General features: G+C 61.4%; 25 protein-coding genes. 10 read left to right on the top strand and 15 right to left on the bottom strand.

Going from position 1 to position 26,346, the window contains the following annotated elements:
* Positions 1-41 precede the first annotated feature (41 nt).
* Positions 42-776, bottom strand: coding sequence for a flagellar basal-body rod protein FlgF (gene flgF / locus HX898_RS11155; protein WP_029874043.1), 735 nt, complete (start codon positions 774-776; stop codon positions 42-44).
* 254 nt (positions 777-1,030) lie between these two features.
* On the opposite strand from flgF, the gene motA reads away from it, so the two are divergent.
* The 6 genes from motA (at position 1,031) to HX898_RS11125 (ending at position 6,337) form a co-directional block, all read left to right on the top strand.
* On the top strand, positions 1,031-1,903 hold the full coding sequence (motA, locus tag HX898_RS11150; protein ID WP_011650470.1) for a flagellar motor stator protein MotA: 873 nt from the start codon (positions 1,031-1,033) through the stop codon (positions 1,901-1,903).
* Positions 1,904-2,854 carry a FliM/FliN family flagellar motor switch protein gene (locus tag HX898_RS11145; protein WP_003545522.1) on the top strand — a complete coding sequence of 317 codons (951 nt, stop codon included), beginning with the start codon at positions 1,904-1,906 and terminating at the stop codon, positions 2,852-2,854. It begins immediately after the preceding gene.
* 65 nt (positions 2,855-2,919) lie between these two features.
* Positions 2,920-3,507 carry a flagellar motor switch protein FliN gene (gene fliN, locus HX898_RS11140; protein WP_164054090.1) on the top strand — a complete coding sequence of 196 codons (588 nt, stop codon included), beginning with the start codon at positions 2,920-2,922 and terminating at the stop codon, positions 3,505-3,507.
* Between the two features lie 28 nt (positions 3,508-3,535).
* The gene (gene fliG, locus HX898_RS11135) at positions 3,536-4,576 is read left to right on the top strand and encodes a flagellar motor switch protein FliG (protein WP_138334378.1); all 1,041 of its coding nucleotides are present in this window, start codon (positions 3,536-3,538) and stop codon (positions 4,574-4,576) included.
* Between the two features lie 232 nt (positions 4,577-4,808).
* On the top strand, positions 4,809-5,888 hold the full coding sequence (flhB, locus tag HX898_RS11130; protein ID WP_138334380.1) for a flagellar biosynthesis protein FlhB: 1,080 nt from the start codon (positions 4,809-4,811) through the stop codon (positions 5,886-5,888).
* Between the two features lie 5 nt (positions 5,889-5,893).
* Entirely contained in the window at positions 5,894-6,337 is a 444-nt protein-coding gene (locus tag HX898_RS11125) for a hypothetical protein (protein ID WP_064652618.1), read from the top strand.
* 82 nt (positions 6,338-6,419) lie between these two features.
* On the opposite strand, the gene HX898_RS11120 is transcribed toward HX898_RS11125, so the two are convergent.
* The 13 genes from HX898_RS11120 to HX898_RS11060 all read right to left on the bottom strand — a co-directional run bounded on the left by HX898_RS11120 (position 6,420) and on the right by HX898_RS11060 (position 18,753).
* Entirely contained in the window at positions 6,420-7,166 is a 747-nt protein-coding gene (locus tag HX898_RS11120) for a helix-turn-helix transcriptional regulator (protein ID WP_028740340.1), read from the bottom strand.
* 8 nt (positions 7,167-7,174) lie between these two features.
* Positions 7,175-7,921: a helix-turn-helix transcriptional regulator gene (locus HX898_RS11115; RefSeq protein ID WP_138334381.1), complete on the bottom strand. Its 747-nt coding sequence runs from the start codon at positions 7,919-7,921 to the stop codon at positions 7,175-7,177.
* Positions 7,922-8,323: 402 nt separating this feature from the next.
* Positions 8,324-10,015, bottom strand: coding sequence for a flagellar basal-body MS-ring/collar protein FliF (fliF, locus tag HX898_RS11110; protein ID WP_138334382.1), 1,692 nt, complete (start codon positions 10,013-10,015; stop codon positions 8,324-8,326).
* A gap of 314 nt (positions 10,016-10,329) precedes the next feature.
* The gene (locus HX898_RS11105; RefSeq protein ID WP_003545510.1) at positions 10,330-10,719 is read right to left on the bottom strand and encodes a hypothetical protein; all 390 of its coding nucleotides are present in this window, start codon (positions 10,717-10,719) and stop codon (positions 10,330-10,332) included.
* A gap of 16 nt (positions 10,720-10,735) precedes the next feature.
* Positions 10,736-11,290: a chemoreceptor glutamine deamidase CheD gene (gene cheD / locus HX898_RS11100; protein WP_003545509.1), complete on the bottom strand. Its 555-nt coding sequence runs from the start codon at positions 11,288-11,290 to the stop codon at positions 10,736-10,738.
* The gene (locus HX898_RS11095; protein WP_062942457.1) at positions 11,287-11,676 is read right to left on the bottom strand and encodes a response regulator; all 390 of its coding nucleotides are present in this window, start codon (positions 11,674-11,676) and stop codon (positions 11,287-11,289) included. The genes cheD and HX898_RS11095 overlap by 4 nt, the downstream gene beginning before the upstream one ends.
* Entirely contained in the window at positions 11,677-12,720 is a 1,044-nt protein-coding gene (gene cheB, locus HX898_RS11090) for a protein-glutamate O-methylesterase CheB (protein ID WP_017958976.1), read from the bottom strand.
* The gene (cheR, locus tag HX898_RS11085; protein ID WP_017958975.1) at positions 12,717-13,625 is read right to left on the bottom strand and encodes a protein-glutamate O-methyltransferase CheR; all 909 of its coding nucleotides are present in this window, start codon (positions 13,623-13,625) and stop codon (positions 12,717-12,719) included. The genes cheB and cheR overlap by 4 nt, the downstream gene beginning before the upstream one ends.
* Positions 13,622-14,089 (bottom strand): chemotaxis protein CheW, encoded by a 468-nt coding sequence (locus tag HX898_RS11080; protein ID WP_003545496.1) that lies wholly within the window; start codon positions 14,087-14,089, stop codon positions 13,622-13,624. Before HX898_RS11080 ends, cheR begins: the two co-directional genes overlap by 4 nt.
* 4 nt (positions 14,090-14,093) lie before the next feature.
* The gene (locus tag HX898_RS11075; RefSeq protein ID WP_138388099.1) at positions 14,094-16,379 is read right to left on the bottom strand and encodes a chemotaxis protein CheA; all 2,286 of its coding nucleotides are present in this window, start codon (positions 16,377-16,379) and stop codon (positions 14,094-14,096) included.
* 17 nt (positions 16,380-16,396) lie between these two features.
* A complete protein-coding gene (gene cheY1, locus HX898_RS11070; protein WP_003545492.1) occupies positions 16,397-16,762 on the bottom strand; it encodes a chemotaxis response regulator CheY1 in 366 nt (121 codons plus the stop codon).
* Positions 16,759-17,055, bottom strand: a complete 297-nt coding sequence (locus HX898_RS11065) for an STAS domain-containing protein (protein WP_003545491.1) — start codon at positions 17,053-17,055, stop codon at positions 16,759-16,761. Before HX898_RS11065 ends, cheY1 begins: the two co-directional genes overlap by 4 nt.
* Before the next feature lie 63 nt (positions 17,056-17,118).
* Complete coding sequence (locus HX898_RS11060; RefSeq protein WP_171599678.1) at positions 17,119-18,753, bottom strand: globin-coupled sensor protein; 1,635 nt, start codon at positions 18,751-18,753, stop codon at positions 17,119-17,121.
* A 725-nt stretch (positions 18,754-19,478) separates the two neighbouring features.
* Between HX898_RS11060 and HX898_RS11055 the strand changes: the two genes are divergently transcribed.
* A complete protein-coding gene (locus tag HX898_RS11055; RefSeq protein WP_180194675.1) occupies positions 19,479-20,900 on the top strand; it encodes a glycosyltransferase family 39 protein in 1,422 nt (473 codons plus the stop codon).
* 78 nt (positions 20,901-20,978) lie between these two features.
* Here the strand turns inward: HX898_RS11055 and HX898_RS11050 are convergent, their stop codons facing one another.
* Positions 20,979-21,281, bottom strand: a complete 303-nt coding sequence (locus tag HX898_RS11050; RefSeq protein WP_171599680.1) for a helix-turn-helix transcriptional regulator — start codon at positions 21,279-21,281, stop codon at positions 20,979-20,981.
* Between the two features lie 34 nt (positions 21,282-21,315).
* Here HX898_RS11050 and ybaL point away from each other — a divergent pair, with 34 nt between their 5' ends.
* The 3 genes from ybaL (at position 21,316) to secD (ending at position 26,204) form a co-directional block, all read left to right on the top strand.
* Complete coding sequence (gene ybaL, locus HX898_RS11045; RefSeq protein ID WP_180194674.1) at positions 21,316-23,136, top strand: YbaL family putative K(+) efflux transporter; 1,821 nt, start codon at positions 21,316-21,318, stop codon at positions 23,134-23,136.
* Positions 23,137-23,190: 54 nt separating this feature from the next.
* Positions 23,191-23,571, top strand: coding sequence for a hypothetical protein (locus HX898_RS11040; RefSeq protein ID WP_180194673.1), 381 nt, complete (start codon positions 23,191-23,193; stop codon positions 23,569-23,571).
* Positions 23,572-23,654: 83 nt separating this feature from the next.
* Entirely contained in the window at positions 23,655-26,204 is a 2,550-nt protein-coding gene (secD, locus tag HX898_RS11035) for a protein translocase subunit SecD (RefSeq protein ID WP_180194672.1), read from the top strand.
* Positions 26,205-26,346: the final 142 nt, after the last annotated feature.

Here is a 26,346-nt window from a genome sequence, read left to right as displayed (position 1 = left end):
CCGTTCTCCCAAAACCGCCGAACACTTTTGGGCGACATGCATTAGCGGCTGCCCCCAAGCGTCTGAACGGCTTCCTTGAAGGAATCCTCGCTGTCGCGCATCAGCGACGAGACACTTTCGAAGGCGCGGTTGACTTCGATCAGCTGGGTGATCTCGCGCATGGCGTTGACGTTGGAGTTTTCGAGATAACCCTGCTCGACACCGACATTGAAGCGGTCGACGACGGCGCGCGGCTGGTCGGTGGTCATGATGCCGCTGTTTTCGTAGCGCAGGTAACCCTTGCTGACATCGGCCTCGAACAGGCCGAGCGAGCCGATCTGGCGTCCGCCCTGATAGATGATGCCGTCTGTGCCGACGGCCGGCTCGCCGCCTGTCGTGTTGAGCTGGATCGGCGCGCCGCCGGCGTCAAGAACCGGGTAACCGCGGATCGAGACGAGTTCGCCGGTATCCTTGATCGTAAAGCGGCCGTCTCGCGTCAGAACCTGGCCGGCCGGCGTGTCGAGCGCAAACCAGGCATCACCCTTGATAGCGAAATCGAGCATGTTGCCGGTGTGCTGCAACTCGCCATTTCCCTCGTTCAGGTAGTCGTTGCCCTGGGAAACGAAGGCGACCTTGGTGTTCAGCTTGTTCTTGGTGGCCGCCACCATCTCGTCGAACTTCACCTCGGTGGCGCGAAAACCGGTCGTGTTCACGTTCGCCATGTTGTCTGCGATGGTGGTCAGGCGCTTTTCGAGGGCCATCTGCGACGACAGAGAAACATAAAGACCGGATTGCATGTCGGTAAGCTCCAAGCATTGGCGATGAACGGGACGAAAAGCCGGGCGTCGTCTCATGTGGTTCGGCCGGGATTTCGCTGAGGCGGCATCTCAGAAACGGGCGCGGGCACCCATTCGTCCCCTTTAGACTGACGGCAGATGCTTGCGCGAAGCTGGCACGCGGAAATGCCTCGCGAGCGGGCCTTTCATCAGCCTCACGCAAGGCAGAAACCCTATCGGTCTCAATGAAAAGCAACGTTCAGATTGGGCTGACGATGAACATCATTATCGGATTTATAGTGACTTGCGGCTGTGTCATCGGCAGCTTCATGGCGATGGGCGGCGACGTGAACGCTCTGTTCCAGCCCTTCGAATTCGTCATCATCGGTGGCGCCGGTCTCGGCAGCTTCATCATGGCGAACCCGATGAAGGTGGTGAAGGATTCCGGCAAGGCGCTCGGCGAAGCCTTCAAGCATGCCGTGCCGAAGGAACGCAACTATCTCGATACGCTCGGCGTGCTCTATTCGCTGATGCGCGACCTGCGCACCAAGTCGCGAAACGAAATCGAAGCCCATATCGACAATCCGGCCGAATCGACGATCTTTCAATCGGCTCCGACCGTTCTGAAGAACAAGGAACTGACGGCGTTCATCTGCGACTACGTGCGCCTGATCATCATCGGCAACGCCCGCAGCCACGAGATCGAGGCGCTGATGGATGAAGAGCTCAACACCATCATGCACGACAAGATGAAGCCCTACCACGCGATCCAGATCATGGGCGATTCCTTCCCTGCGATCGGTATCGTCGCGGCCGTTCTCGGCGTCATCAAAGCGATGGCCCACATCAACGATTCGCCCGAAGTGCTCGGTCACCTGATCGGCTCGGCGCTCGTCGGCACCTTCCTCGGCATTCTCTTGTCCTACTGCGTCTGCTCGCCGCTGGTCTCCCAGATCAAGGTCGTACGCAACAAGCAGCACCGCCTCTACGTCATCGTCAAGCAGACGCTGCTTGCCTATATGAATGGCTCGGTGCCGCAGGTCGCTCTCGAATACGGTCGCAAGACGATCTCGGCTTACGAGCGTCCGTCCATCGATGCGGTCGAGCAGGAAATGATGAACCCAGGTGGCGAAAACAAGGCGGCTTAAATGACTATGAGCAATGCTTCGCACGACAAACCGGCAATGGATCCTGCCCTCCTCGCCAAGCTGACAGGCGGGCTTGGCGACAGAGGCAGGGTCGCCAAGATCTGCAGCTCCTTCGGGGAAATCTACAGCGAATTCTTTCCCGACGTCATCAAAAGCGAGACCGGCCTCGACGTGACGGTCAACTATCTCGGCTGCGAGATCGGCTACAAGAACCACCTCATCGAAGACCTGAGCGCGAACGTCACACTCGTCGACGCGACGCTGCGCAACTGGTCGCAGAACATTACGCTTGCCTGCGGCAACGGCTTCGTCATCACGCTGATGGAGCATCTGCTCGGCGCCACAGCCGATACGATCGAGGAACCGGCCGACCGGCTGCTGTCGATCATCGAGCTCGATCTGGCGGTCATGGTCTTCGACAAGATCGCCAAGGTGCTGCGCTCGGCCGTCAACGCGCCGGGCGGTTTCGAACCGAGCCTTTCGGCCCCGTACGCCCATGACATGCGCGCCCGGCCGCAGGAGGATCGTCCGGATGAATTCGCCGCTGCCATCAACATGTCGATCACGCTTGCCGGCATCGTTTCGGAATTTTCGTTGATCGTTCCGCAGACGGCACTGCTCAAGACCAAGGTGACGCCGCCGAAGCCGAAACGCCAGGCCAGCAGCAACTCAGCGGAATGGACCGAACAGCTCGGCGACCAGGTCCGCCGCTCACATGTCACGCTCGAGGCCAAGATCAGGCTGCAGGACCTGACGCTGCGCACGATATCGAAGCTGATGGTCGGCGACGTCATTCCGTTCCGCGACCACGGCGACGTGCGTGTCGAGGTCAGCGCCAACAGCAAGGAATTGTATGTGTGCGAGTTCGGGCGTTCAGGCGAAAACTACATGGTCCGCGTCAAGGATACGATGAACTCGGATGACGAACTCATCCGTCATTTAATGAATTAATCGGTTCTCTGGCTTTTGGGCTGCAAAGGCAGTTTGAGGCAAGTTTCAACTGGAATAGTGATTTCATGGCTACGAAGAAAACACAGCAGAACAGCGACCTCTCCCTGGATCTTCCGGGCAGCGAAGCCGATCTCGATCAGGCGATCGACGATCTGCGCGGCGTGCTGAAGCAGGATGCCGATGGCGACCTGTCGCAGTTTGGCGACGACCTGCAGAGCGACCCCTTCGCAGCAGGAACGGACCTGGCGGCCTTTGGCGGCGAGACTTCGGAAACCCCGTTTGGCAGCGACGATTTCGGCGGCGACTTCGGCGGCGGCGATGCCAACCCGGCGGCCGGCATGGATTTCGGCAGCAGCCCCTCCTTCGAGGCGTCGCCGGCCCCGCTCGGCAGCGCTTTGAATTCCAACTTCGACCTGATCATGGACATCCCGATCGACGTCCAGATCATGCTCGGCACCAGCCGCATGCAGGTCTCCGGTCTGATGAACCTCAATGAAGGGGCGACGATCGCCCTCGACAAGAAGATCGGTGAACCGGTCGAGATCATGGTGAATGGCCGCAGGATTGCCCGCGGCGAAATTACGGTGCTTGATAACGACGACACGCGATTCGGTGTGAAACTGATTGAAGTTTTGAGTACGAAAAAAGCCTGATCCCTGTGTGGGACGGAGAGGTTAGACCATGATGGACTTTGACGATTTCGGCGGCGCACTAGCCGGGAAACCGTTGACCCAGGCTGAAAAGGCGGCGGCTGTTCTTCTCGCTATGGGAAAGGGCGTCGCCGGCCGGCTGTTGAAATATTTCACCCAGGCCGAACTGCAGACCATTATCTCATCCGCCCAGTCGCTGCGCGCTATTCCGCCGGACGAGCTCCTGTTGCTCGTCTCCGAGTTCGAAGACCTCTTCACCGAGGGCGCCGGACTGATGGACAACGCCAAGGCGATCGAGGCCATTCTTGAAGAAGGCCTGACGCCCGACGAGGTCGACAGCCTGCTCGGCCGCCGCACCGCATTCCAGGCCTACGAAACCTCGATCTGGGATCGCCTCAGCGAGGCGGAGCCGACATTCATCGCACAGTTCCTGCTGCGCGAACATCCGCAGACCGTCGCCTATATCCTTTCGATGATGCCCTCCTCCTTCGGCGCCAAGGTGCTGCTGCAGCTTCCCGACAACCGCCGCGCCGACATCATGAACAGAACGGTCAACATGAAGGCGGTCAGCCCGAAGGCTGCGCAAATCATCGAAAACCAGGTCATGACGCTGCTTGCCGAGGTCGAGGCAGAGCGCAATGCAGCCGGCTCGACGAAGGTCGCCGATCTTATGAACGAGCTCGACAAGCCGCAGGTCGACACGCTGCTCAGCTCGCTCGAATCGATCAGCCGCGAGTCGGTCAACAAGGTCCGCCCGAAGATCTTCCTGTTCGAGGACCTCATGTACATGCCGCAGCGCAGCCGCGTCATGCTGCTCAACGACATCTCGACGGACGTGCTCACCGTCGCGCTGCGCGGGTCGCCCCCGGAGATCCGCGAATCGGTTCTCTCCGCCATCAGCCCACGCCAGCGCCGCATGATCGAATCGGATCTGCAGAGCGGCATGGGTGGCGTCAATCCGCGCGAGATCGCGATTGCCCGCCGCGCCGTGGCGCAGGAAGCGATTCGCCTGGCCAATTCCGGCCAGATCGAGCTCAAGGAAAAGGAAGGCGACGCTTCGGCGGCCGCCTAACACGTCGAGACTGTTGACAAATCCGGCATGCCGAAAGGCGGCTGTTGATCGCCGTGCCACAGGCGACTACCCTTCCAGCAACAGACCGCGCTCTAAAGCGCGTCGCATAGAACTCGGTTCCTGCGACGCGCTTTAGGTCTTTGTTCTGATGCATGTCATTATCCCAAAACCGCTGCACGTTTTTGGGCGACAAGCATTAGCTGCGGCCTATTTCTTTGAAGAGGGCCGCGACTTGGCAGACGATGACAAGGACAGCAAAACAGAAGCCCCAACCGCGAAAAAGCAAAGCGATGCCGCGGAAAAGGGCAACGTGCCGTCTTCGCGCGAACTTTCGATCTTTGCGACGATCCTCGCGACCTTCATTTACCTCGTATTCTTCCTTCCAGAAAGTGTCGGGCGCATGACTGAAATGCTGCGCGACATCTTCGAGCAGCCCGACCAGTGGAAGATCGAGACGGGACCGGATGTGCTCGCGCTGTTCGTCCGGATCGGCTGGGCAAGTGCCGCGCTGGTGGCGCCCGCCTTCATCCTGTTCATGGTGTTCGGCGTCGCCTCCTCCGTCTTTCAGAATCTGCCGACGCCGGTGCTCGAACGCATCCGCCCGCAGGTCTCGCGGATCTCGCCGATCAAAGGCTGGTCACGGCTGTTCAGCGTGCCCGGCCTGGTCGAATTCGGAAAGTCGCTGTTCAAGGTGGTCGTCGTCGGGGTGATCCTGTTCTTCGTGCTCAGGAGCGAATATTTCGGCTCGATCGACGCGATGTTCTCCGATCCGCAGACGATCCTGGTGCGAATGATGGCGGCGATGCGCAAGATCATCATCGTCATGCTGATCGCCACGGCTATCGTGGCGATCGCCGATCTTTTCTGGACGCGCCATCACTGGTTTACCGAGCTGAAAATGACGCGGCACGAGGTGAAGGAAGAAAACAAGCAGGCGCAGGGCGATCCCTTCGTCAAGAGCCGGCAGCGCTCGCTGATGCGCGACCGGGCGCGCCGGCGCATGATCGCCAACGTGGACCGCGCGACGCTGGTGATTGCAAACCCGACGCACTATGCGGTGGCGCTGCGTTACGCGCGCGAAGAGAACGATGCGCCGGTGGTGCTGGCCAAGGGTCAGGACCTGATTGCGCTCAAAATCAGGGAGATCGCCGAGAAGAACGGCATACCGGTGTTCGAAGATCCGCCACTTGCGCGCTCCATGTTTGCGCAAGTCTCGATCGATAGTGTCATCCCGTCAGTCTTTTATAAGGCGGTAGCGGAGCTCATCCACCGGGTCTACGCTGCGGACGCCAGGAACAAACGGGTGAGATAAGCCGAATGAAAAAATGCCCCCACTCTACGCAGCGTGAAAAGATCCTTGCAGACGCGATCAGCCCGGTCGCTACCGAACTGCGACTTCTGGATGCTTCTGACCTTATTTCACTGCTGCGCTTCGAGTATTACGGCAATCTTTCCGATCTCGTCGCTTCGGCGGCGGAGCTTTTCTTTCATCCGGGCACGGTGAATTTCGGCCTGGGCGGCAATTATACTCTGGAGTGGGGCGGCAAGCCCGAAGTCGTTCTCGATCTGGAAATCAAGCCGCGCGGCGTCACCGTCTACGCACAGCTCACTCTTGCCGAAGATCACGCCGGCATCGAGATCAGCCATATCGCTTTCCAGGAGCCCTCGGCCGATCCGGACGAAAACACCATCTTCCTCAAAAAGAGCCTTCGGGAAGCGCGTTACAGCGTCAACCAGCCGCCGCAGGCGCTGACCGGCTGACTTTCTTCCATGCACACTTTTGCGCGACATGCTCTCGCGCGTCTCAAAAGACGCGCGGCGCTGAAAGGCACAACGCGTGGGTTCAGCTGATATAACCGAGCCGGATCGCCTTGGCGATCGCCTGGATGCGGTTGACGGAATCGAGCTTGATGGTCGCCGAGCCGAGATAGGCGTTCACCGTGTGCACGGACAGGCCGAGCTTGTCGGCAATCTCTTCGCTGATGCGGCCGTCGCCGGCAAGCTGCAGACAGGCGATCTCGCGTTCGCTGAGCGCCTCGGCGGCAGCCGTGCGGCGTTCGTCGAGCGAGAGCAGATCCATCATGATATGGCAGCAGCGACCGTGTAGCTCGACGATGGTATCGCTCGAAGGATCGATCTCGTCGCCGGTGAAAAGGATGAAACCATTGCCGACGGCGCCGAGGCGCACAGGAAAGGCAAGGCCGGAGAAGGGCAGAATACCGTCCTGCAGCCGCGTCATGAACGGCGAGAAGTCTGCCGGACCGGGTGCCGCACGGTCGTAACCGCCGGCCCATGAAAGCGGCAGCAGCGACTTGTCGATATGATCGAGAAGAATATCGCCGTAGGCATCCGTGAAGGCCTTGCCGAAACCGGCATTGGAAGAACCCCAGTTCTCAAGCTCGCAGACAAGCCGCTGCTTTGCCGGAAGGCCCGAGCCGCTGACGCGGAAGATCGCGAAGCCTTGCGCATCGGCGAGCTTCTGCATCGCGATCAGCCGCGGAAAAAGATCGGACCGGCTGGAAATCCTGTTCACACGCACCGTGCGCAGCTGCTCGGCGCTGCTCATCGTCCTGCCTGCTGGATAGCCCATGGATCCCCCTATACGAGATTATTGCGGACGGCGAAGGCTATGGCCTCGGACCGGGTCTTGGTCGCCGTCTTGCGCATCACGCTGGTGATGTAGTTGTTGATGGTATTGCGAGAGATTCCGAGGATCATCGCGATCTCGTCGCTGGTCTTGCCCTCGGCGATCCAGAACAGGCATTCCAGCTCGCGGTCGGTCAATTCGAAATCGCGATCGACCTTCGTCCCACCGCAGCGCAGGAAGCTCGCGACATAACCTGCAAGCAGTCCTACGTCCCGCAGGCGCTCCGGCGAAAGGATGAACCCCTCGCCGAACAGGAACATCAAGGCCAGCCGCGACCGGCCGACATTGAAGGTCACCGAACAATATTGACGGCTGGCGCCATCCGGAATCTCGGCACTGTCAGGCAGAAGAGCAAAATTCGGCTGGAAGACCTGCATGCATTTTTCCAGCTCCGTCGACCGGGCATAGCCGCGAACCAGATCATTGGCGATGTCCCTGACCAGATCGAAAGGCCAGTCAGACGAAACGATGAAATCGAGGCCACTTTCCTGAAGAAGATCGCAGCGCGCCAGAAGGTAGTGCGACGCACCCACGTAGTCCGTCAATGCGCGCAAACCAGACTGCAACCTGCCGGTGCTGGCGACACCGTGGAGGCGCTGGAGCAGCTCATCGCGCGGCAACAGATCCGGCACCACCGCATTCGCGAAATTCGCCATATGCCTCTCGCCTTTGCTCGCCTGAATTACATTCATATCCATTGGCAATGTCCTGCGGCTGAGAAACGATCGAACTCGGTGCAACAGCAATTTTTCTGCAAGGGATTCAATTCAAGTCCCGCTCGAATCCCATTTCGAATCACCCAAGGGTAAGCCAGCCGATGCAAATCACCATCTCCGACTTCTAGGGATTTACTTTCGCTGTCGCCAATGCACTGATTCGACCGCTCGTTCCAGCCTTCAAGATACAGGGAGGCTAAGGTGATTCTGGCGGTATCGCAACTTGCTTCGCGTTTTACGCGAGTCCATCTCATCATATCGCCCTACAGCCGCATTTCAGTGGTCGGGTCTTTCGCATTTCCAGTCACGGCTTTTCAGCAAACAGCGGTTAGGGATCCAGCTTCGGTACCGACATGAAAAAAGGCCGGTTGCCCGGCCTTTCCTTTACGCTGCTTCGTCGATCGCCCATTTCCTGAGGATTTTCGCGGCGCGTTCCTCGTTGATCTCGACCATACGGGAAAGCTTGCGTTCCGGGCCTTCCTTGACGCGGCGATTGAAGTTTCCATCGTCGTCGCCGAGGCTGAGCAGGTCCTCGGTACTGTCGAAGCCGAAGTCGGACCCGAAGCCGTCCATGAGAGCGCCGCCGGGTGCTCCCGATGCAGGCGCAAAGTCCGGAAGCTCGAGGCCTGCCGCTTCCGGCGTCGCGTCGCCGAAAGCCGCGGAGCTGCCGTTGCCGTTGATGCTGCGCACCAGGGGCCGCAGGCCCATCCAGACCACCACGAAGGCGACCGCGACAAAGGCGAGCGAGTTGATGATGCCGGCAAGGTTGCGGCTCAGCATGTCCATGACGCGGACGCCACCGGTGGCGTCTTCGAGCAACTGGTTCTCGAGGAAGTCCATGGCTGTGACGGTGACGACGTCGCCGCGCTTGGCGTCGATGCCGGCCGCCGAAGCGACGATCTTCTGCATTTCGGCAAGATAGGCGTCGACCTTGGTCTGGTCGGCGGGCTCACCGACCATCTTGGCGATGCGGCCCTTGTTGACCACCACGGCGATCGAAAGCTTTTCGACCTTATAGCTGCTGCGGGTCGTCGCCGTCGTCTTGCTGTTGATTTCGTAGTTGGTCTGCTCTTCGCGCTTGTCGGACTTGTCTTGCGATTCAGGCCCGGCGGAACCGCCGGCTTCGGGCGCCGCCTGCGGAATGTTCTGCTCGACCGTCGTCGCGCTATCGGACTGCTTCTGCTGCGATTGCTGAGCTTCCTTCGTCGAGCGGACCGAGCGTTCGACCTTGGATTCGGGATCGTAGGTCGTTTCCTGGATCTGCTGGGCGTCGGTGTTGAGATCGGCGGTGACGCTGGAGCGGAAGTTGTCCATGCCGAGGAAGGGTGCCAGCGCTTTGTCGATGTTGGATTCGACTTCCTGCTGAACGTTCTGGACGATGTTGAGCGAGCGGTTCAGCGAGCTGTTGCTCGCCTCGTCGCCGGAAGCGAGCAGCTGGCCGGCGGAATCGAGGATGGTCACGTCATCGACGTCGAGCCCCGGCACGGCCGAGGCGACGAGATGGCGGATCGAGGTCGCCGCGCTGCGCCCGGTGGTGGCGCTTGCGCGAATCATGACGGATGCGGTCGGTTTCTGCTCCGCTTTCCGGAAGTTTCCTACCTCCGGCATGACGATATGGACGCGCGCGGCTGTGATACCCGAGATCGACTGGATGGTACGGGCGATTTCGCCTTCCAGCGCTCGAACCCGCGTTACCTCCTGCATGAAGGAGGTCAGGCCGAGGGAGCCGACATTGTCGAAGAGTTCATAACCGGCATTGGCGCTGTTCGGCAGGCCGCGCTCGGCAAGCATCAGGCGGGCCTTGCCCGTCATCCCCGCGGGAACGCTGATGCTGGTGCCGTCCGTGCCGACCTGGAAATTGATGTTGGCTTCGGCAAGCGCCATGCTGATCTGGTTGAGATCGGGCGAATCCAGACCGACATAGAGCGTTTCCTGTGCCGGCTTGTTGACGAAAAGGGCGGCCGCAAGGATGATTGCAATGGAAACGGCACCGACGCCTCCAAGAATCATCAGGCGTGTTCGGCCCAGGGAACCGAAGTTCTTAAAGATCTGAACTAATTGATTTAACAGATTCATTCTGTTCTCGCACGATCCGTCAAAGACAAAGCAGGCTTATTGCCTCATCAGACGAATAGTCGGCGAAACTTGTGCGAGCGTTTCGTGAGAGCGTGCGGGAGCGAATATGCCTAAAGTAATTCCAGCAAAAGTGCGCAGCGGTTTTGCGTCCGGAATTGCGCAAGAATAAAGAGAGAGCGTTTCCGTGACTCGGAGAAAAACGGGGGCGTTCTAAAGCATGTCGCGCAAAAGTGTGCGGCGGTTTTGCGACAACGACATGCGTAAAAACAAAGACCTAAAGCGCGAGGAGCGAATCTGAAAGATCGCGACGCGCTTTAGAAGAAATCGAAGTCACCGGCTGCCTTGCTCAATGGCTGGGAGTGGCCGTGGCGTGTGGCGCCGCCCAATGCCTTCTGCATCTCTGCCAGCTTGACGAGGCTGAGCGCGGTTGCGACGTCGACTGCCCAGCCGTGCGGGATTTCGCCGGTGATGGTATCGATGAATTCAGCAAGGCCGCGCGATTTCTGCACGGCCAGATCAATGCCCTGCATGACCTTCATGGCATCCGGCGAATTCAGGATTTCGGCGCCGCCGATTTCGAGAAGCTGCGGCTCGATGCGCTCGATGAGGTAGGCGACATCGTGCAGTTCGGACACGATGCGCATCAGGATGTCGCTCAGCGCTTCGACAGGCGCAGGCGGCTCCATCATCTGGGTAAATGTCATATGAAAATCCTCGCCATCAAAAAAATTCGATACTGGTTTCGACGGGTTTCTGCGGAGCGGCGGGGCGCTGCTCGAGAGCGACGGTTCTCTGCGTTTCGGCGCCGGTCAGGGGGTATTGCCGGGCACGACCGGAGACCGGCCAATATTCAAGCTTGCGTCCGTGTTCTCCGCCGGTCGAGGAACCGACCACCGGAATGCCTTCATCCCTGAGGAACTGCACGGCGAAGGCCGCGTTCTGCTCACCGACATTGGAGAATGTCGAGATCGTCTTCGCGCCGCCGAAGATCTTTGCCTCCAGCCGGTCGCGCCGGGCGCCCTGCTTCAGGAGACCGTTGATCAGCAGTTCCATCAGATGCACGCCGTACCGCGTTGCATCGCCGCCTGATGTCGGCGACGTCGCCGAACCGGGCAGCAGAAAGTGGTTCATGCCGCCGACACCGGCGACAGGATCTCTGAGGCACGCAGCCACGCACGAACCGAGAATGGTCGAGAGGACCGCATTCGGATCGTTCAGAACCTTGTACTCGCCCTGAATGATGTGCACGCGGCGGGCTGCCCCCTCAGTGATCATTTCAGGGCTCCAAACACGGCTTCGATCGCCGCTTTCATCTTCTCGATCGTGAATGGCTTGGCGAGCACGTTGTTGGCGCCGAGCTGAGCCGCCTTCTGCACCAGTGCGCGGTCGCCCTGGGCGGTCAGGATGATGAAGGCCGCCTTCTTGGTGTTGGGGTTGGTGCGCACCGCCTGAAGGAAGCCGATGCCATCCATCTTCGGCATGTTGAAGTCCGAGATCACCAGGTGGTGCGGCTGCTCGGACATGATCTTCATGCCCTGCTCACCGTCGCCGGCCGACGTGATCTGCTTGAAACCGAGCTGGGTCAGCGCGTCACTGAGCAGCAACCGGCTCGTTACCTGATCGTCGACGATCAGAACTTTGATTTTCTCCGCGATCGACATTTATTCGGTCCCTTCCTTTCGGGCGGCTGTCATTTTCAATATTTCTTCACCGATGGCAGACAGCGGCAGCTGCTGCTCAACGGCGCCAAGTTCATGAGCAACCCTTGGCATTCCGTAAACGACACAGGTTTTTTCGTTCTGGCCGAGCGTTCTGGCGCCGGCGTGGCGCATTTTCAACAATCCGGCGGCGCCATCGCGGCCCATTCCGGTCAAAATCACGCCGACAGCGTTGCGGCCCGCCAGTTCCGCGACCGAATCGAACAGCACGTCCACCGAGGGGCGGTGACCGTTGACCGGCGCGCGGTCGATGAGACGGCAGCACGGTGCCGAGGCACCACTGACCTGCAGGTGCCGCTCGCCGCCGGGGGCCAGATAGATCTTGCCGATTTCGAGCCGGGCGCCGTCGGTCGCTTCCTGCACCACCGGCGCACAGAGGCGGTTCAGCCGTTCGGCAAAGCTCTTAGTGAAGGTCGGCGGCATATGCTGGGTGATGACGGTCGGCGGGCAATTCGCCGGAAATTTCTGCAGCACGGCAATGAGTGCCTCGACGCCGCCGGTCGACGAGCCGATCGCGACGATCTTGCGGCCGACGCGGAAGTCGGCGACCGAGGGTGGTGGCGCGACGGCAGCGACGGGCTGGGAATACTGGCGTTGCGTGCGGGCGGCTGCCTTGACCTTCTCGGCGAGGTCGCCGAAAGGCCTGAGTTCGCCCGGCGCCGGCTTGCCGACACAGTCGAACGCGCCGATCTCCAGCGCCGCAAGCGTCGCCTCGGCGCCGCGATGGGTCATCGTGGATACCATGATGACCGGCATCGGACGCAGCGTCATGATCTTTTCGAGGAAATCGAGGCCGTTCATGTTCGGCATCTCGATGTCGAGCGTCAGGACGTCGGGGTTCAGCCGCTTGATCGCCTCGCGCGCTTCCAGAGCGTCGCCGGCCTGGCCGATGACGTTGACCTCGGGGTCGGAACTCAGCACGGCGGTGATCAGGCCCCGCATCGTCGGCGAGTCGTCAACAACGAGAACTCTTGCCGGAGCGCTCATGCCTTCCTCCCGAGACCTTTGGCCGTATAGCGATAGGTCGTGATGCCGATATTGTCGAAGACGTGTTTTGCCTCACCCGAAACACGCTCGGAATGGCCGATATAGAGATGACCGCCCTCCGGCAGCAGACCGGCAAAACGCTGCCAGATCTTCATCTGCGTCGGCTCGTCGAAATAGATGACGACGTTGCGGCAGAAGATGACGTCGAACTTGCCCTTGAACGGCCATTGCGCCATCAGGTTCAGCTCGTTGTAGGTGATCAGCCGCTTCACGCGGTCGTCGACCTGGAACTTCCTGCGGCCCTGCACCTCAACTTCGCTGAACCATTGCTTGCGCATGGCCGGTGACACGGTTTCGAGCGCATTTTCGTCATAGGCGCCGGCGCGGGCGATCGCGAGGATCTTCGGATCGATGTCGGTCGCCAGGATCTTGAAGTCGTAATCGGCGACATTCGGCATCAGCGACAGCACCGTCAGCGCGATCGAATAGGGTTCCTGCCCGTCGGAAGAGGCAGCCGACCAGATGCGCACCCTGCCGCCCGATCTCGCCCGCTGCAGAAGCTCCGGCAGGACATGGTCGCGCAGATGGTCGAAATGGTGGTTTTCGCGAAAGAAGCGGGTAAAATTGGTCGTCAGATGCGAGAGCATCTCGCGGCGCGGCGCAGCACCCGCCGGCGAGGCGACGAGGTCGCAATACTCCCGGAAGCCGGACAGGCCGAGATTGCGGATATGCTTCGACAGGCGCGAATAGACGAGCGACGCCTTCGTCTCGTTGAGGAAGATGCCGGCATCTGAATAGATCATCGCGGCGATCTCAGTGAGGTCGCGGCGCGTCAGCGGATATTCTCCGCTTGCCAGGACCTCGTCGGATCCCTGCCTCTGATCTTTTGCGCCCATTACACTCATGCGGCTTCGCTTTCGGTCTCTGGAAAGAGGGATTCGAGTTCGATCAGGCAGATCATGCGCTTCTCGATGGCGAGAACGCCGCGGGCAAATTGACGCTCGAGTTCGGAGGAGATCTCGGGCGTCGGCTGGATGGTTTCGTCGGTCACCGTCAGGATATCGGAAACGGCATCGACCAGCAGGCCGACAACCTTGCGCCGGACCTGGGCGACGATGATGACATGACGGGCAGTCGGATCGGCCGGCTTCATGCCGAGCCGGGCCGCAAGATCGATGATCGGCAGCACCGCGCCGCGCAGGTTGATGACACCCAGCATATAGCCAGGCGAATGCGGCATCGCGGTTGCCGGGGTCCAGCCGCGGATTTCGCGAACCGACATGATGTTCACGCAAAATTCCTGATCCCCGATGCGGAACGCGATCAGCTCGCGATCCCCCTCGTTCAGATTTTTTACAGTGTACGACATTCCCTTATCCCACCGCTGCTAAAGACATTTCCGCTTTGAGCGACTGGCCGCGCGAGGCGCCGACGACCGCGTCGACATCGAGGATGAGAGCGACGCGCCCGTCACCGAGGATGGTGGCGGCGGCAATGCCCGGCACATGGGTGTAGTTCGCTTCCAGGCTCTTGATGACCACCTGGCGCTGACCCTGGATGGCGTCGACCATCAGGGCGCGCTGGCCGCCGCCTTCGGATTCCACCAGAAGCGCCACGCCCTCGACCGGATTGGCCTGCGTCGCGCGGAAGTTCAGGATGCGGCCGACATCGACCAGCGGGCAGAAGCTGTTGCGGATCGAGATCAGCCGGTGGTTCGCACCGAAGGAGTGGATCGCGGCCGCTTCCGGCTGCAGGGTTTCGACGATTGCCGTCAGCGGCACGACCAGCGTCTGGCCGGCGACGGTGACCACCATGCCGTCGAGGACGGCGAGCGTCAGCGGCAGGCTCATGGTGAAGACCGAGCCGTGACCCGGCTTCGAGGTGATGTTGATGCGGCCGCCGAGCGCCTGGATCGAACGCTTGACGACGTCCATGCCGACGCCGCGGCCGGAGATGTCTGAGATCTTATCGGCCGTCGAGAAGCCCGGCAGGAAGATCAGGTTGTCGATTTCCTCGTCCGACAGGTTGGAATCGGCCGGGATGAGGTCGTTGTCGATCGCCTTCTGACGGACCTTCTCGCGGTTGATGCCGGCGCCGTCGTCGGCAAGCTCGATCAGGATGCGTCCCGAACGATGCTTGGCGGTCAGGCGGACCGTGCCTTCGGTGTTCTTGCCGGCGGCTGCACGCTTTTCGGGCGTTTCGATGCCGTGGTCGACGGCATTGCGGATCATGTGGGTCAGCGGTTCGGCCAGCTTGTCGATGACCGTCTTGTCGACTTCGGTGTTTTCACCTTCGGTGATCAGGCGGATCGACTTGCCGGTCATGTCGGCGATTTCGCGAACGATACGCGACATGCGCTGGAAGACCGGCTTCACCGGCTGCGCACGGATCGCCATGACCGAGTCCTGGATCTCGCGGGTGAGCTGCTGCAACTCCTCGAGGCCCATATTGATCGAGGAGGTGCCGGTCGTATCATTCTCGATGACGCTCTGCGACAGCATCGCCTGGTTGATGACCAATTCGCCGACGAGGTTGATGAGGCGGTCGACACGGTCGAGATCGACGCGGATGGTCTGGCCGGCACCGGCGGCATTGTTCTGGGCGGCGGCACTTGCTGCGGCCGCTGCGGCGGCTGCCGATTCCTTCTTCTCGACGCGGGCGGCGACAATCTGCGTGACGTTGGAGGCAGTCTCGGCGGCGGCAACGGCTGCAGCCGTCTCCTCGGCCCGCGCGTCTCCGGCGGAAACCTCTTCCATTGCGCCCGTTTCGTCCAGGATCGACAGATCGAAGGGAACCGGCACCATCGGCAGTTCGTCGTTGCTGGTCGCGTCAGCCCTTGCTTCTTCGACCGGCTTGACCGTCAGTTCGCAATCCCACTCGGCGAATTCGAAGACGGTGCGGATGGCGTCCTCGCCCTTGTCCGTCTTGATCGTGACGTTCCAGAAGAAATAAGCGCCTTCCGGATCGAGTTCCTCAAGGCCCGGCAGGTCATCCGTATTGCAATAGATCGTCATTTCACCCAGGCGCGAGAGATCACGCAGCAGCAGGGTGGCGTCATTGCCCTTGGAATAGAGCTCGTAGCGCGGCTTGAAGATGACTTCATAGGTCGGCATGCCGCCCGCATCGTCTTCGCCGCCAAAATCGTCGAAGGAAAAGGGGACCGGCTGGAAGCCGCTGTCGTCCGTCGGCTTGGGGGTCGGCGCCGGAGCGGCCGATGCTGCCTTTGCGGCGGCCTTCGGCGCGGGCGCCTCGGCTGACGCAGAGGGAGACGGCAATTCGCCGTTGGCCAGCGCCTCGAGCTCCTTGACGAGGCCGCGGCTGCGGCTTTCATCGACGCTGCCGCCGTCGCGCGCAGCATTCGTCAGGTCGGCGAGCACGTCGGCCGACTTCAGCATCACCTTCAGGACATCCTGGTTCGGCTCAAGCTTGTTGGATCGAACGCAATCGAGAGTGGTCTCGAAGACATGGGCGAAGGCGACCAGATCGTCAAGGCCGAAGGCGCCGGCGCCACCCTTGATCGAATGCACGGCACGGAACACCGCATTGACGGTTTCCGGATCGCGATCGCCATCATTCAATTTCAGAAGACCGGATTCCAACTCGGCGAGCTGTTCCTCGCACTCCTGGAAAAAGATCTCTTTGATTTCGTTCATATCCATAGGAGCAAATCCTGGGTTTAAGCGGTTACACGCTCAATGGCATCGATCAGCTTGGCCGGGTCGAAAGGCTTGACGATCCAGCCCGTGGCACCGGCCTGGCGGGCGCGGTTCTTCTTTTCCGCGTCGCTTTCGGTGGTCAGGACCAGGATCGGGATCGCCCGATATTTCTCGTTGCGGCGGACACCTTCGATGAAGCCGAAACCGTCGAGGCGCGGCATGTTGATGTCGGTCACGATGACGTCGGGATTGGACTCTTCGAGAACCTCGAGGCCCTCGATGCCGTCTTCCGCCTGGATCGTCTCGAAGCCGGCATTGTTCAGCGTCACGAGAAGCATGTTTCGGATGGTGCGGGAATCATCCACGGTCAGCACTTTTTTCTTCATTGCCGAATCTCCTTGGCAAGCAGGTGGTCAATATTGACGCCAACCAGCTGCATGGTTTTCTGAAATGCGTCGGACACCTTGGAGAAGGTGAACGGCTGCTTGTCCTGCTCCCAGGTCTTCTCGGCGGACATCAGAACCTGGGCGCAAAGCGCACCGATCCGTTCGACGCCGGAAGCGTCTATCGAAAGACCGCTACCCCGGAGAGAAAGGAGTTTATCGCGCAAGGCGGAAGCCTCGTTGAGGTCGAGCACCGCTGTCAAATCCAGCGTTTTGCCACTCTTCTTTGCTGCCATCAGCTTTTCCTTGTCCCCTTGTCCCCGGCCCGAAAAGACAGGCTGAGGCAATCATCCGATAGGTTAGTAAACATTCCGCCCACCTCCGACGCTTGCGAAGGGCTGTGGTAGGCCAAAATCTTCATTTTCGTATTCGTCGACGACCGGTGCCGGGCGGGTAGCGCCCTCAAGGGCGCGCGGCGGTGTCACGCGCACCGGCGCCGGGCGCCCGGCAGTGGCGTTTTCCCGGGCGATGCGGAATTCGCGAATCGTCTGGCCGAGCTCGAGAATGACGGTGTGGAGGTGGTCGGCGCCTTCGGCCGAGCGCTCCGCAAGGCCGGCGCTATCGGCCACCTCGCCACCCAGGCCCTTGACGTCGGCTGTCACGCTGTCGAGGCTTGCGGCATGTTCGCCGGTTCGGGTGGCGATGCCTGATATCGCGGCGTTGATGTCGGTGACCTGACGCACGATGCTGCCGATCGAATCCTGTGTGCGGCCAACCATCTGCACGCCGGCATCGACCTGCGCCTTGGTCGTCGTCACCAGGGTTTTGATCTCGCGGGCGGCTTCGGCCGAACGCTGGGCAAGGGCGCGGACTTCCTGGGCGACGACGGCAAAACCGCGGCCGGAATCGCCGGCGCGGGCGGCCTCGATGCCGGCATTCAGCGCCAGAAGATTGGTCTGGAAGGCGATCTCGTCGATCGCGCCGATGATCTGGCCGATCTTTTCGGCCGACTGCTCGATATCGGCCATGGCGCTGATCGCGCGGCCGACGACCTCGCCGCTTTCCTCGACGGCAGCGCGCGTCGTGGCGGCCGCCTGTTCGGCAGCACGGCTGTCGGCGGCGCCGTCGCGCACACTGCCGGCGATGCCGGCAAGGGCAACGGCGGAAAGCTGCAGCCGGTCGGCCTGGCCGGACGCCGTGCTTGCAAACTGCCGCGACAGACCGGCAAGTGAGCCCGTCGCCGCTTCGGCCTTGACCGTGCGCTCGGTAATAGTGGTGAATTCGGCCTGGAGGCCATCCAATGCACTGTTCAGCGCGACAGCGATGCCGCCATAGGCGCCGTCGCTGTCGACCGGCGCGCGTCGCGTCAGGTCGCGTGCGGACAGGCCGTCGATGACATCGCCGAAGATCCGGATGATTTCGGCCTCGTTGGCGGCACGCTGATCGGCGAGCGCGCGCTGCTCCCCGGCGCGCAGCGCATTGAAGCGGAGCGAGACGGCAATTTCCACATCAACCATGACGATGCGGATGATCGCCGTCATCAGGTCGGAGATTTCGCGGGTGCGGCGCTTGGCCGACGGCAGCAGTGGACGGCCGGCGATCACTTCGGCGAGGCCGGAAACGAGATGCTCCAGCATGACGCCATGGCCGGCCACGTGCCAGCGCGGGTCAAGACCCATCTTGCTTTCGGTATCGGAGAGAACCTTGACGCGCTCGGCATAGAGGCTGTCGAACCGTGCATCCGTCAGCACGTCCCAATGCGAAGATTGCAGATCGTGCAGGCGCTCGACCTGGCGCTCGCTCTCGAAATTGCGCGAGGCGTCTGGGAATGACTGGAACCGGTGGAAGAGATCCCTGAGGCCCGCCTTCAGATGGGCTTCAAGCGCCGGCCGGTTACGGCGCACCAGCTCGCACTGGTCGGCATCGAGACCGGCAAAGCGCAGGCGGTCGCGCAAGCTGCCTGCCTGCGCTCCACGAGCCTGATCTGATGGCATGTCCTGCCTCAACGCCTGTCCCCAACCACTTTCCGGGCGAAAGCCCGGCCAAAAACTTGTGCAGCATCCGATGAACGCGAAGCGTTGAGACGGTCCTCACCACCGGTTACAACCGGCGGAGCGAAGCCCCCTGATCAGCTATGTTTCGGAGCTGTCTGAAGAGATGGATACCGGATCAACCCGGTACGGCGGGACGGCGTCATGCCTGGTGGGAACGAGTGCATCTTCCCATTCCGACGTGTAGACCAATGTTTATGGTTAATTCCTTGCTTGAAGGTTAATAAGCCTTTCGGAGGACAGGCTTTTCAAGCAATTCAAGGCAGTTCGCAGCAAATACTGTTGCGGAGTTGCATGGCTGCTACAAGGCACACGCAAGCTCCGTGTTATATGCCGGTCGATAACCAAGACATGACGTCGACAAGGACAGAGCAATGATTGTTCTCGGATTGGGTGCCTGCTTGATTGCAATGACGCTGCTTGCCGCCGTCGCCCGCCTCGATTCCATCGCCGCAAACCGCGACATCCGCGCCCTTCGGGTGTTCTAACCGCGTCGCAATCTTTCAGATACGCTCCGCGCGCTTTAGGCTTTATTTCCACCATGTCGTTGTCGCAAAACCGCTGCACAGTTTTGCGTGACATGCTTTAGACCCACCCTTCCCCGTTGGCAGTCCGGCACCTTTGGTGTATCGCACTCGCGCCTTTCATGTCAGCGGAACTATCGGTTCATGTCCCCCAGATCTGGTCTCCTCATCGTTCTTGGCTTCACGCTCTGGCGCGTCGTCATGCTCAATTTCGATACGACGGACCTTTTCGTCGACGAGGCGCAGTACTGGTTCTGGTCGCAAAACCTCGACCTCGGCTATTATTCCAAGCCGCCGATGATTGCGTGGGTGATCCGGGCGATGACCGAGCTTTCCGGCTCCAACGCCATCTATTGGATCAGGCTGCTCGGACCGCTGATCCACATGGCAGCAGCACTGGTGCTGATGAAGACGGCAAAACGTTTCGTCGGGCCGGAGATCGAAGGCTGGACGGGCGCCACTTACATCACGCTCCCCGGTGTGGCGCTTTCTTCGGTGTTCTTCTCGACCGACGTGATCCTGCTGTTCTTCATCGCGATCGCCTTGCTTGCCTATTTCGGCCTGACGCAGCGGCGCTCGGTCGGGCTGGCGCTCGTCATGGGCCTTGGCGTCGGCCTCGCCTTCCTGACGAAATATGCCGTGCTGTTCGTCGTTCCGGGCGGCGCGATTGCCCTCCTCCTCATTCCGGCGGCCCGCATCGCCATTCGCGATTTCATCATCGCGGTCGCGGTCGCGGCGGTCGTCGCCCTGCCGAACCTCTGGTGGAACCTGCAGCACGACAACACGACGGTGCGACATACCCAGGACATCGCCCATTGGAGCGAACTCGGCATCAATCTCCGTCGCGGGCTTGAATTCTTCTCCGCCCAATTCGGCGTCGTCGGGCCGATCATCTTCTTTGCGATGCTCTGGGCGGTCTACCGGATGATCAGAGGCAGGAGCGACGATCGGGAAAAGATGCTGGTCTGGCTGTCGATGCCGGTCGTGCTGCTCATCACGCTGCAGGCAACGGTCGCCAAGGCCTATGCCAACTGGGCGGTGACCGCCTATGTCGCAGGCACCATCCTTGCCGTCTGGCTGCTCTACCTGAAGTGGCCGAAGGGGCTCAGGCTGTCGCTCACCATCAACGGCATCGCCAGCCTGCTCTTTCCGCTGGCGACGATCTTTCCGCATCAGTTGCTGCTGCCGAACGGCGACGCGCTGATGAAGCGCTATCTCGGCCGCGCCGAGGTCAGCCGCGAGGCCGCAGCACTCGCAGCTCAGGCCGGCACCGACATTATCGTCACCGACAATCGCGACATGGTCGCCGATCTTTTCTATACGCTGCGGGATGCATCCTACAGGATCTATGCGCGAGCGCCCGCCGGCCTTCCGGAAAGTTATTACGAGCAGGAATTCGCTCTGCCCGCCGGCATCACCGGCAAGGTGCTTTTCCTAACGGACGGGGCCCTTACCTGCGCCACCGAGACGCCCGAGGTGCTGAAGAACTGGCAGCCGACGGAGGGCAACTACAAGGGTAAGACGCTTTCCATCTACAAAGTCTCTGCCACCTGCCTGGCGCCCTGAGGTTTCAGCCCGTTTTATGACAGCGCCAAGCTTTTTTCAGAGGCGCGGCGCGGTAACACTTTGTATTGCTGCATCATTTTATTGGGCAGTGGGCAGGCAGAGACCGGTGCCCGTCCCTTCGATCTCCACGAATTTGACGCCGCCTTCCTCGAAGGCGAGGCGCAGCTGCGCCTCCGTCGCACGATGGATGTCGTGGTGCCGGCCCTCGTAATCGCGGATGGTGCTGCGCGAGACGGCGGCCTTTTCAGCAAGGTCTGTCTGGGTCCAGTCCAGCAGGCCGCGCGCCGCGCGGCAGAGAGCGGGAGTGAGAATTGTTTCTCTTGCGCCTTGACCCATGATTTCAAGTTGCCCATATTGGTCGATATAACCCATATATGTCATATTACGAACGGGATTTCCAGATCGGGAGACAATGATGCCACACGATACGCCCTTGATTTCGACAATCGTCGGCGGCCTTGTGCTGGCTTTCATCTTCGGCGCCTTCGCCCATCGGCTGCGGATGCCGCCGCTCGTCGGTTATCTGATCGCCGGCGTGCTCGTGGGGCCACATACGCCGGGTTATGTGGCGGATCAGAACCTTGCGCCGGAGCTTGCCGAAATCGGCGTCATCCTGCTGATGTTCGGCGTCGGGCTGCATTTCTCCCTGAAAGACCTGCTGTCGGTGCGCGGCATCGCCGTGCCCGGCGCGATCGTGCAGATCGCATTTGCGACATTGCTCGGCTGGGGGCTCGGCGCCTTCATGGGCTGGTCGACCGGCGGCAGCCTGGTCTTCGGCCTGGCGCTTTCGGTCGCTTCCACCGTCGTGCTGCTGAAGGCGCTGCAGGAGCGGCGCCTGGTCGAGACGGAGCGCGGCAGGATCGCCGTCGGCTGGCTGATCGTCGAGGATCTCGCCATGGTGCTGGCGCTGGTGCTGATCCCGGCCGCAGCCAGCATCGGCGGTGAGGGTCACGCTCCCGTCGAGCCGCTGTCGGCCGCGCTGAGCCGCCTGTTCGGCCTCGATCTCGGCATCGGCGGCATGATCGCCATGACGCTGGTAAAGGTGGCGCTGTTCGTGGCGCTGATGCTGGTTTTCGGCCGCAAGCTCATTCCCTGGACGATGCACCGCATCGCCCATACCGGTTCGCGCGAACTCTTCCGGCTCGGCGTGCTGGCGATCGCGCTCGGCGTCGCCTTCGGAGCGGCGAAGCTCTTCGGCGTGTCGCTGGCGCTCGGCGCCTTCTTTGCCGGCATGGTGCTTGCCGAAAGCGAGCTCAGCCATCGCGCCGCACAGGAAAGCCTACCGCTGCGCGACGCCTTTGCCGTACTGTTCTTCGTCTCGGTCGGCATGCTGTTCGATCCGAACATCCTGATCGACAAACCGCTGCCGATCCTTGCCACCATCTTCATCATCGTCATCGGCAAGTCCGTCGCCGCGCTCCTCATCGTGCTCGCCTTCAAGAAGCCGCTCAGTACGGCGCTGACGATTTCGGCCAGCCTCGGCCAGATCGGCGAATTCTCCTTCATCCTCGCCGCCCTCGGCGTCGAACTGGGGCTGCTGCCGGAGGAAGGCCGCGATCTGATCCTTGCCGGCGCCATCATCTCGATCATCCTCAATCCGCTGCTGTTCTTCCTTTGCGACCGCATGCGGCCGCTGCTGGATGGTGCAAAGCGCGAAGACGTCGTGGCGGACCCTGCTCCCGCTGCAGATGCCATAGCAGCGCAGGAGGAGATGCCGCCCGAAGACGACGAGGTGCACCCGACCGCTCTCAGCGGCCATTCCATTCTCGTCGGCTACGGGCGGGTTGGCAGCATCGTCGGACAGAATCTCAAGTCGTCGGCCACACCTTTTCTCGTCATCGAGGACTCCGACAAGCGCATCGGCGAGCTGAAGGCGCAGGGTATCGAAACTCTGTCGGGCAATGCGGTGATGCGGGAAACGCTCGACCTTGCCAATCTCTCTGGCGCCCGCAGCATTGCCATCGCCATCCCGAACGCCTTCGAAGCCTGCCGCATCGTCGAGCAGGCCCGCAGCGTCAATCCATCGATCCTCATCGTTGCCCGCGCCCATTCCGACGCCGAGGTCGATGAGCTGAAGCAATATGGCGCCGACACGGTCATCATGGGCGAGCGTGAAATCGCGCTGGGCATGGTTGACCGGCTCGCTCAAGTGCATCATGAGAGTGTGCCCTATGAAGACGGGCATGGGCCTGATACAATTATGCCGACGGATGACCCTCCGCCGGAAAGAGAATGAGAGATTGGCGCGCTTTTGAGCCGATACGGGAGTGACATTGCCGGGACGGAGAAGATGGAGCTGGACCAGCGCCGTCTGACGAGCCGTATCGCCGCTTCCCTCCTCGTCGCCATCCTTGCTTATCTCGGCCTGCTTTTCGGCGGCAATCTGGCGATCTCGCCGGCCGCCGCCGTCAATACGCTTTCCTCTTCCGATCGGGATTCGCAGCCGCCGCAGCTGACTGCGCGCGATGCCGTGCGCGGCTTGCTTGCCAGTGAACGCAAACTTGCACCGAAGCAGGCGGCGCATGACGCCGGACCGTTTGCCCTTGCCGCCGCCCCGGCTGTCGATTTTTCCGGCTGGACCATGGCCGCGCCTTTTCCGGCATTTGAAGCTTTGCTTCAGGCCGCAGTCTCCAGGACCTATCAGCCGCGCGCACCGCCGGTCGCTGCCTGACGCTCGCGCCGATCGGCGCTTCCGACCATTGACGACATGCCGCCAGCGCCCGCGCGCCGGCCCTCGATATCAAGGAATACAACATGCGTACTTCACGATGGCTGGTGGTCACCTATACGGTGATCATCCTACTCGGCCTATTGATCGCCCTGCCGAACGTCCTGCCGCAATCCGTCCTCCAGCGCGTGCCGGCCTGGCTGCCGCATGAGCAGGTGTCGCTCGGCCTCGACCTTCGCGGCGGTTCGCACCTCGTTCTGGAAGTCGACGAAGCCGACCTTACCAAGGAGCGGCTGCAATCGCTGCTTCAGGACGCGCGCCGCGTGCTGCGCGAAAAGGGCATCCAGCCGAAAGCCGTGGTCCGCAGCCAGAACCAGATCGTCGTGACGCTCGCTGATGCCTCACAGAGCGATGCTGCCGTCACCGAACTCAAGACGCTTGCCAACCCGATCAGCACCGGCCTCAGCGCCGGCCAGGCGGATCTTGATGTCACGGCGAACGGCGCCACCATCACCGTCGGCTTCTCGCGGGCCGGCATCGCTGCCAATGTCGACAATGCCGTCCAGCAGAGCCTCGAGGTCATCCGCCAGCGCGTCGACCAGGTCGGCGTCTCCGAGCCGACCATCCAGCGCATCGGCGCCAACCGCGTGCTCGTCCAGCTTCCGGGCGCGCAGGATCCCTCGCGCCTGCGCGAACTTCTCGGCTCCACCGCCAAGATGTCGTTCCATATGCTGTCGCCGAACAATGCGCCCGGACCCGGCGTGACCATGCTGAAGGACGATGAAGGCAGGTCCTATCCGGTCCTCGACCGCGTCGAAATCTCCGGCGACCGCCTTTCGGATGCCCGCGTCAGCTTCGACCCGAACACGCGTGAGCCGATCGTCAGCTTCCGCTTCGACAGCGCCGGCGCCCGCCGCTTTGCCGAGATCACCCGCCAGAACGTCGGCAATCCCTTCGCCATCGTCCTCGACGACAAGGTGCTGAGCGCGCCTGTTATCCGCGAGCCGATCACCGGCGGCTCCGGCCAGATCTCGGGCAGCTTCTCGGCCGACAGCGCAACGACGCTGGCCGCCATGCTGCGCGCCGGCGCCCTGCCCGCCAAGCTGACGGTCATCGAGGAACGCACCGTCGGCGCCGACCTCGGCGCTGACGCCATCAAGATGGGTATTTATTCCGGCCTCGTCGGCTTTGCTCTCGTCGCACTCTTCATCTTCGTTCTCTATGGCACCTGGGGCATCCTGGCGAATGTGGCGCTGCTGATCCACACGATCCTGACCTTCTCGGCCCTGACGCTGGTTGGCGCGACGCTGACGCTGCCGGGCATTGCCGGTGTCGTGCTCGGCATCGGCCTTGCGGTCGACGCCAACGTTCTCATCAACGAGCGTATTCGTGAAGAGACCCGCAAGGGCAAGGGCGCCTTTGCCGCCATCGATACGGGCTTCCGCCGTGCCTATTCGACCATCATCGACGGCAACATGACGGCCCTGATCGCTGCGGCCATCCTGTTCTTTTTCGGCTCCGGACCGGTTCGCGGCTTTGCTGTGACTATGGCGCTCGGCCTGATCATCTCGATGTTCACCTCGGTCGCCTTCGTGCGTGTCGCGATGATCGAGATCACCCGCCGCCGCAAGCTCAAGGTGCTGAACATCCGGCCGTTGATCCCGTTCAGCCCCTATGACAAGCACATCGAGTTCATGAAGGCCCGCTTCTTCGGCGTCACCGTCTCGGCGCTGCTTTCGATTGCCTCCGTCGTGCTCTTCATTCATCCCGGTCTCAACTACGGCGTCGATTTCCGCGGCGGCATCCAGATGGCCGTCAAGACCCAGGGCACGGCCGATCTTGCGAAGTTCCGCGAAGGTCTTGATAGTCTCGGCCTCGGCGAAATCACGCTGCAGTCCTTCGGCGACAAAAGCAGCATTCTCGTTCGTGCCCAACGGCAGGAAGGCGGCGAAGAGGCGCAGACGGCTGCAGTGACCAAGCTGAAGGCCGAAGTCATCAAGATCGACCCGAACGCCACCGTCGAAGGTACCGACGTCATCGGTCCGAAGGTCAGCGGCGAGCTTGCCTGGGCCGGCATCCTGTCGGTGGTGATCGCAAGCTTTGCGATGCTCATCTACATCTGGGTGCGGTTCGAATGGCCATTTGCCGTCGGCGCCATCGTCACGCTGGTGCTCGACGTCACCAAGGCGATCGGCTTCTTCGCGATCACCGGCCTCGACTTCAACCTGACAGCGATCGCCGCCATCCTGACGCTTGTCGGTTATTCGGTGAACGACAAGGTCGTCGTCTATGACCGCATGCGCGAAAACATGCGGCTCTACAAGTCGATGCCGTTGCGCGAGATCATCGACAAGTCGATCAACGAGACGCTGGCGCGAAGCCTTTACACCAATGCGACGGCCTTCCTCGCGCTGGTGCCGATGGCGATCTGGGGCGGCAGCGCGGTTTCGAGCTTCGCGATCCCGATGGTCTTCGGCATTCTCGTGGCCGGCGCCTCGTCGATCTTCATCGCGGCACCCATCCTGCTCTTCCTCGGCGACTGGCGCCGCCGCCATGCCAAGGCGGCAGCGGCAACCGATGAGGCAGTCGAGATCATTCCGCCGGAACAGGGTCGCCCGCGCAAGTCCGCGAGCTAAAATCCCGTTAACGCATCCTTGAAGAGGGCGCCGGTTGCAGAGCCGGCGCCCTCTTTCTATTGTCGGCTACAGCATTATGTGCCAATTCAAAGTGTTACAGCGTCCTTTGCGCGTCTGAAAAGACGCGTGGCGCTGTAAGAGA

This window comes from Rhizobium sp. WYCCWR 11128 (genome assembly GCF_013416305.1).
GTDB classification, from domain to species: domain Bacteria; phylum Pseudomonadota; class Alphaproteobacteria; order Rhizobiales; family Rhizobiaceae; genus Rhizobium; species Rhizobium indicum.
The sequence above is the reverse complement of the archived record's forward strand: the minus strand, read 5'-3'. Positions and strand labels throughout refer to the sequence as shown.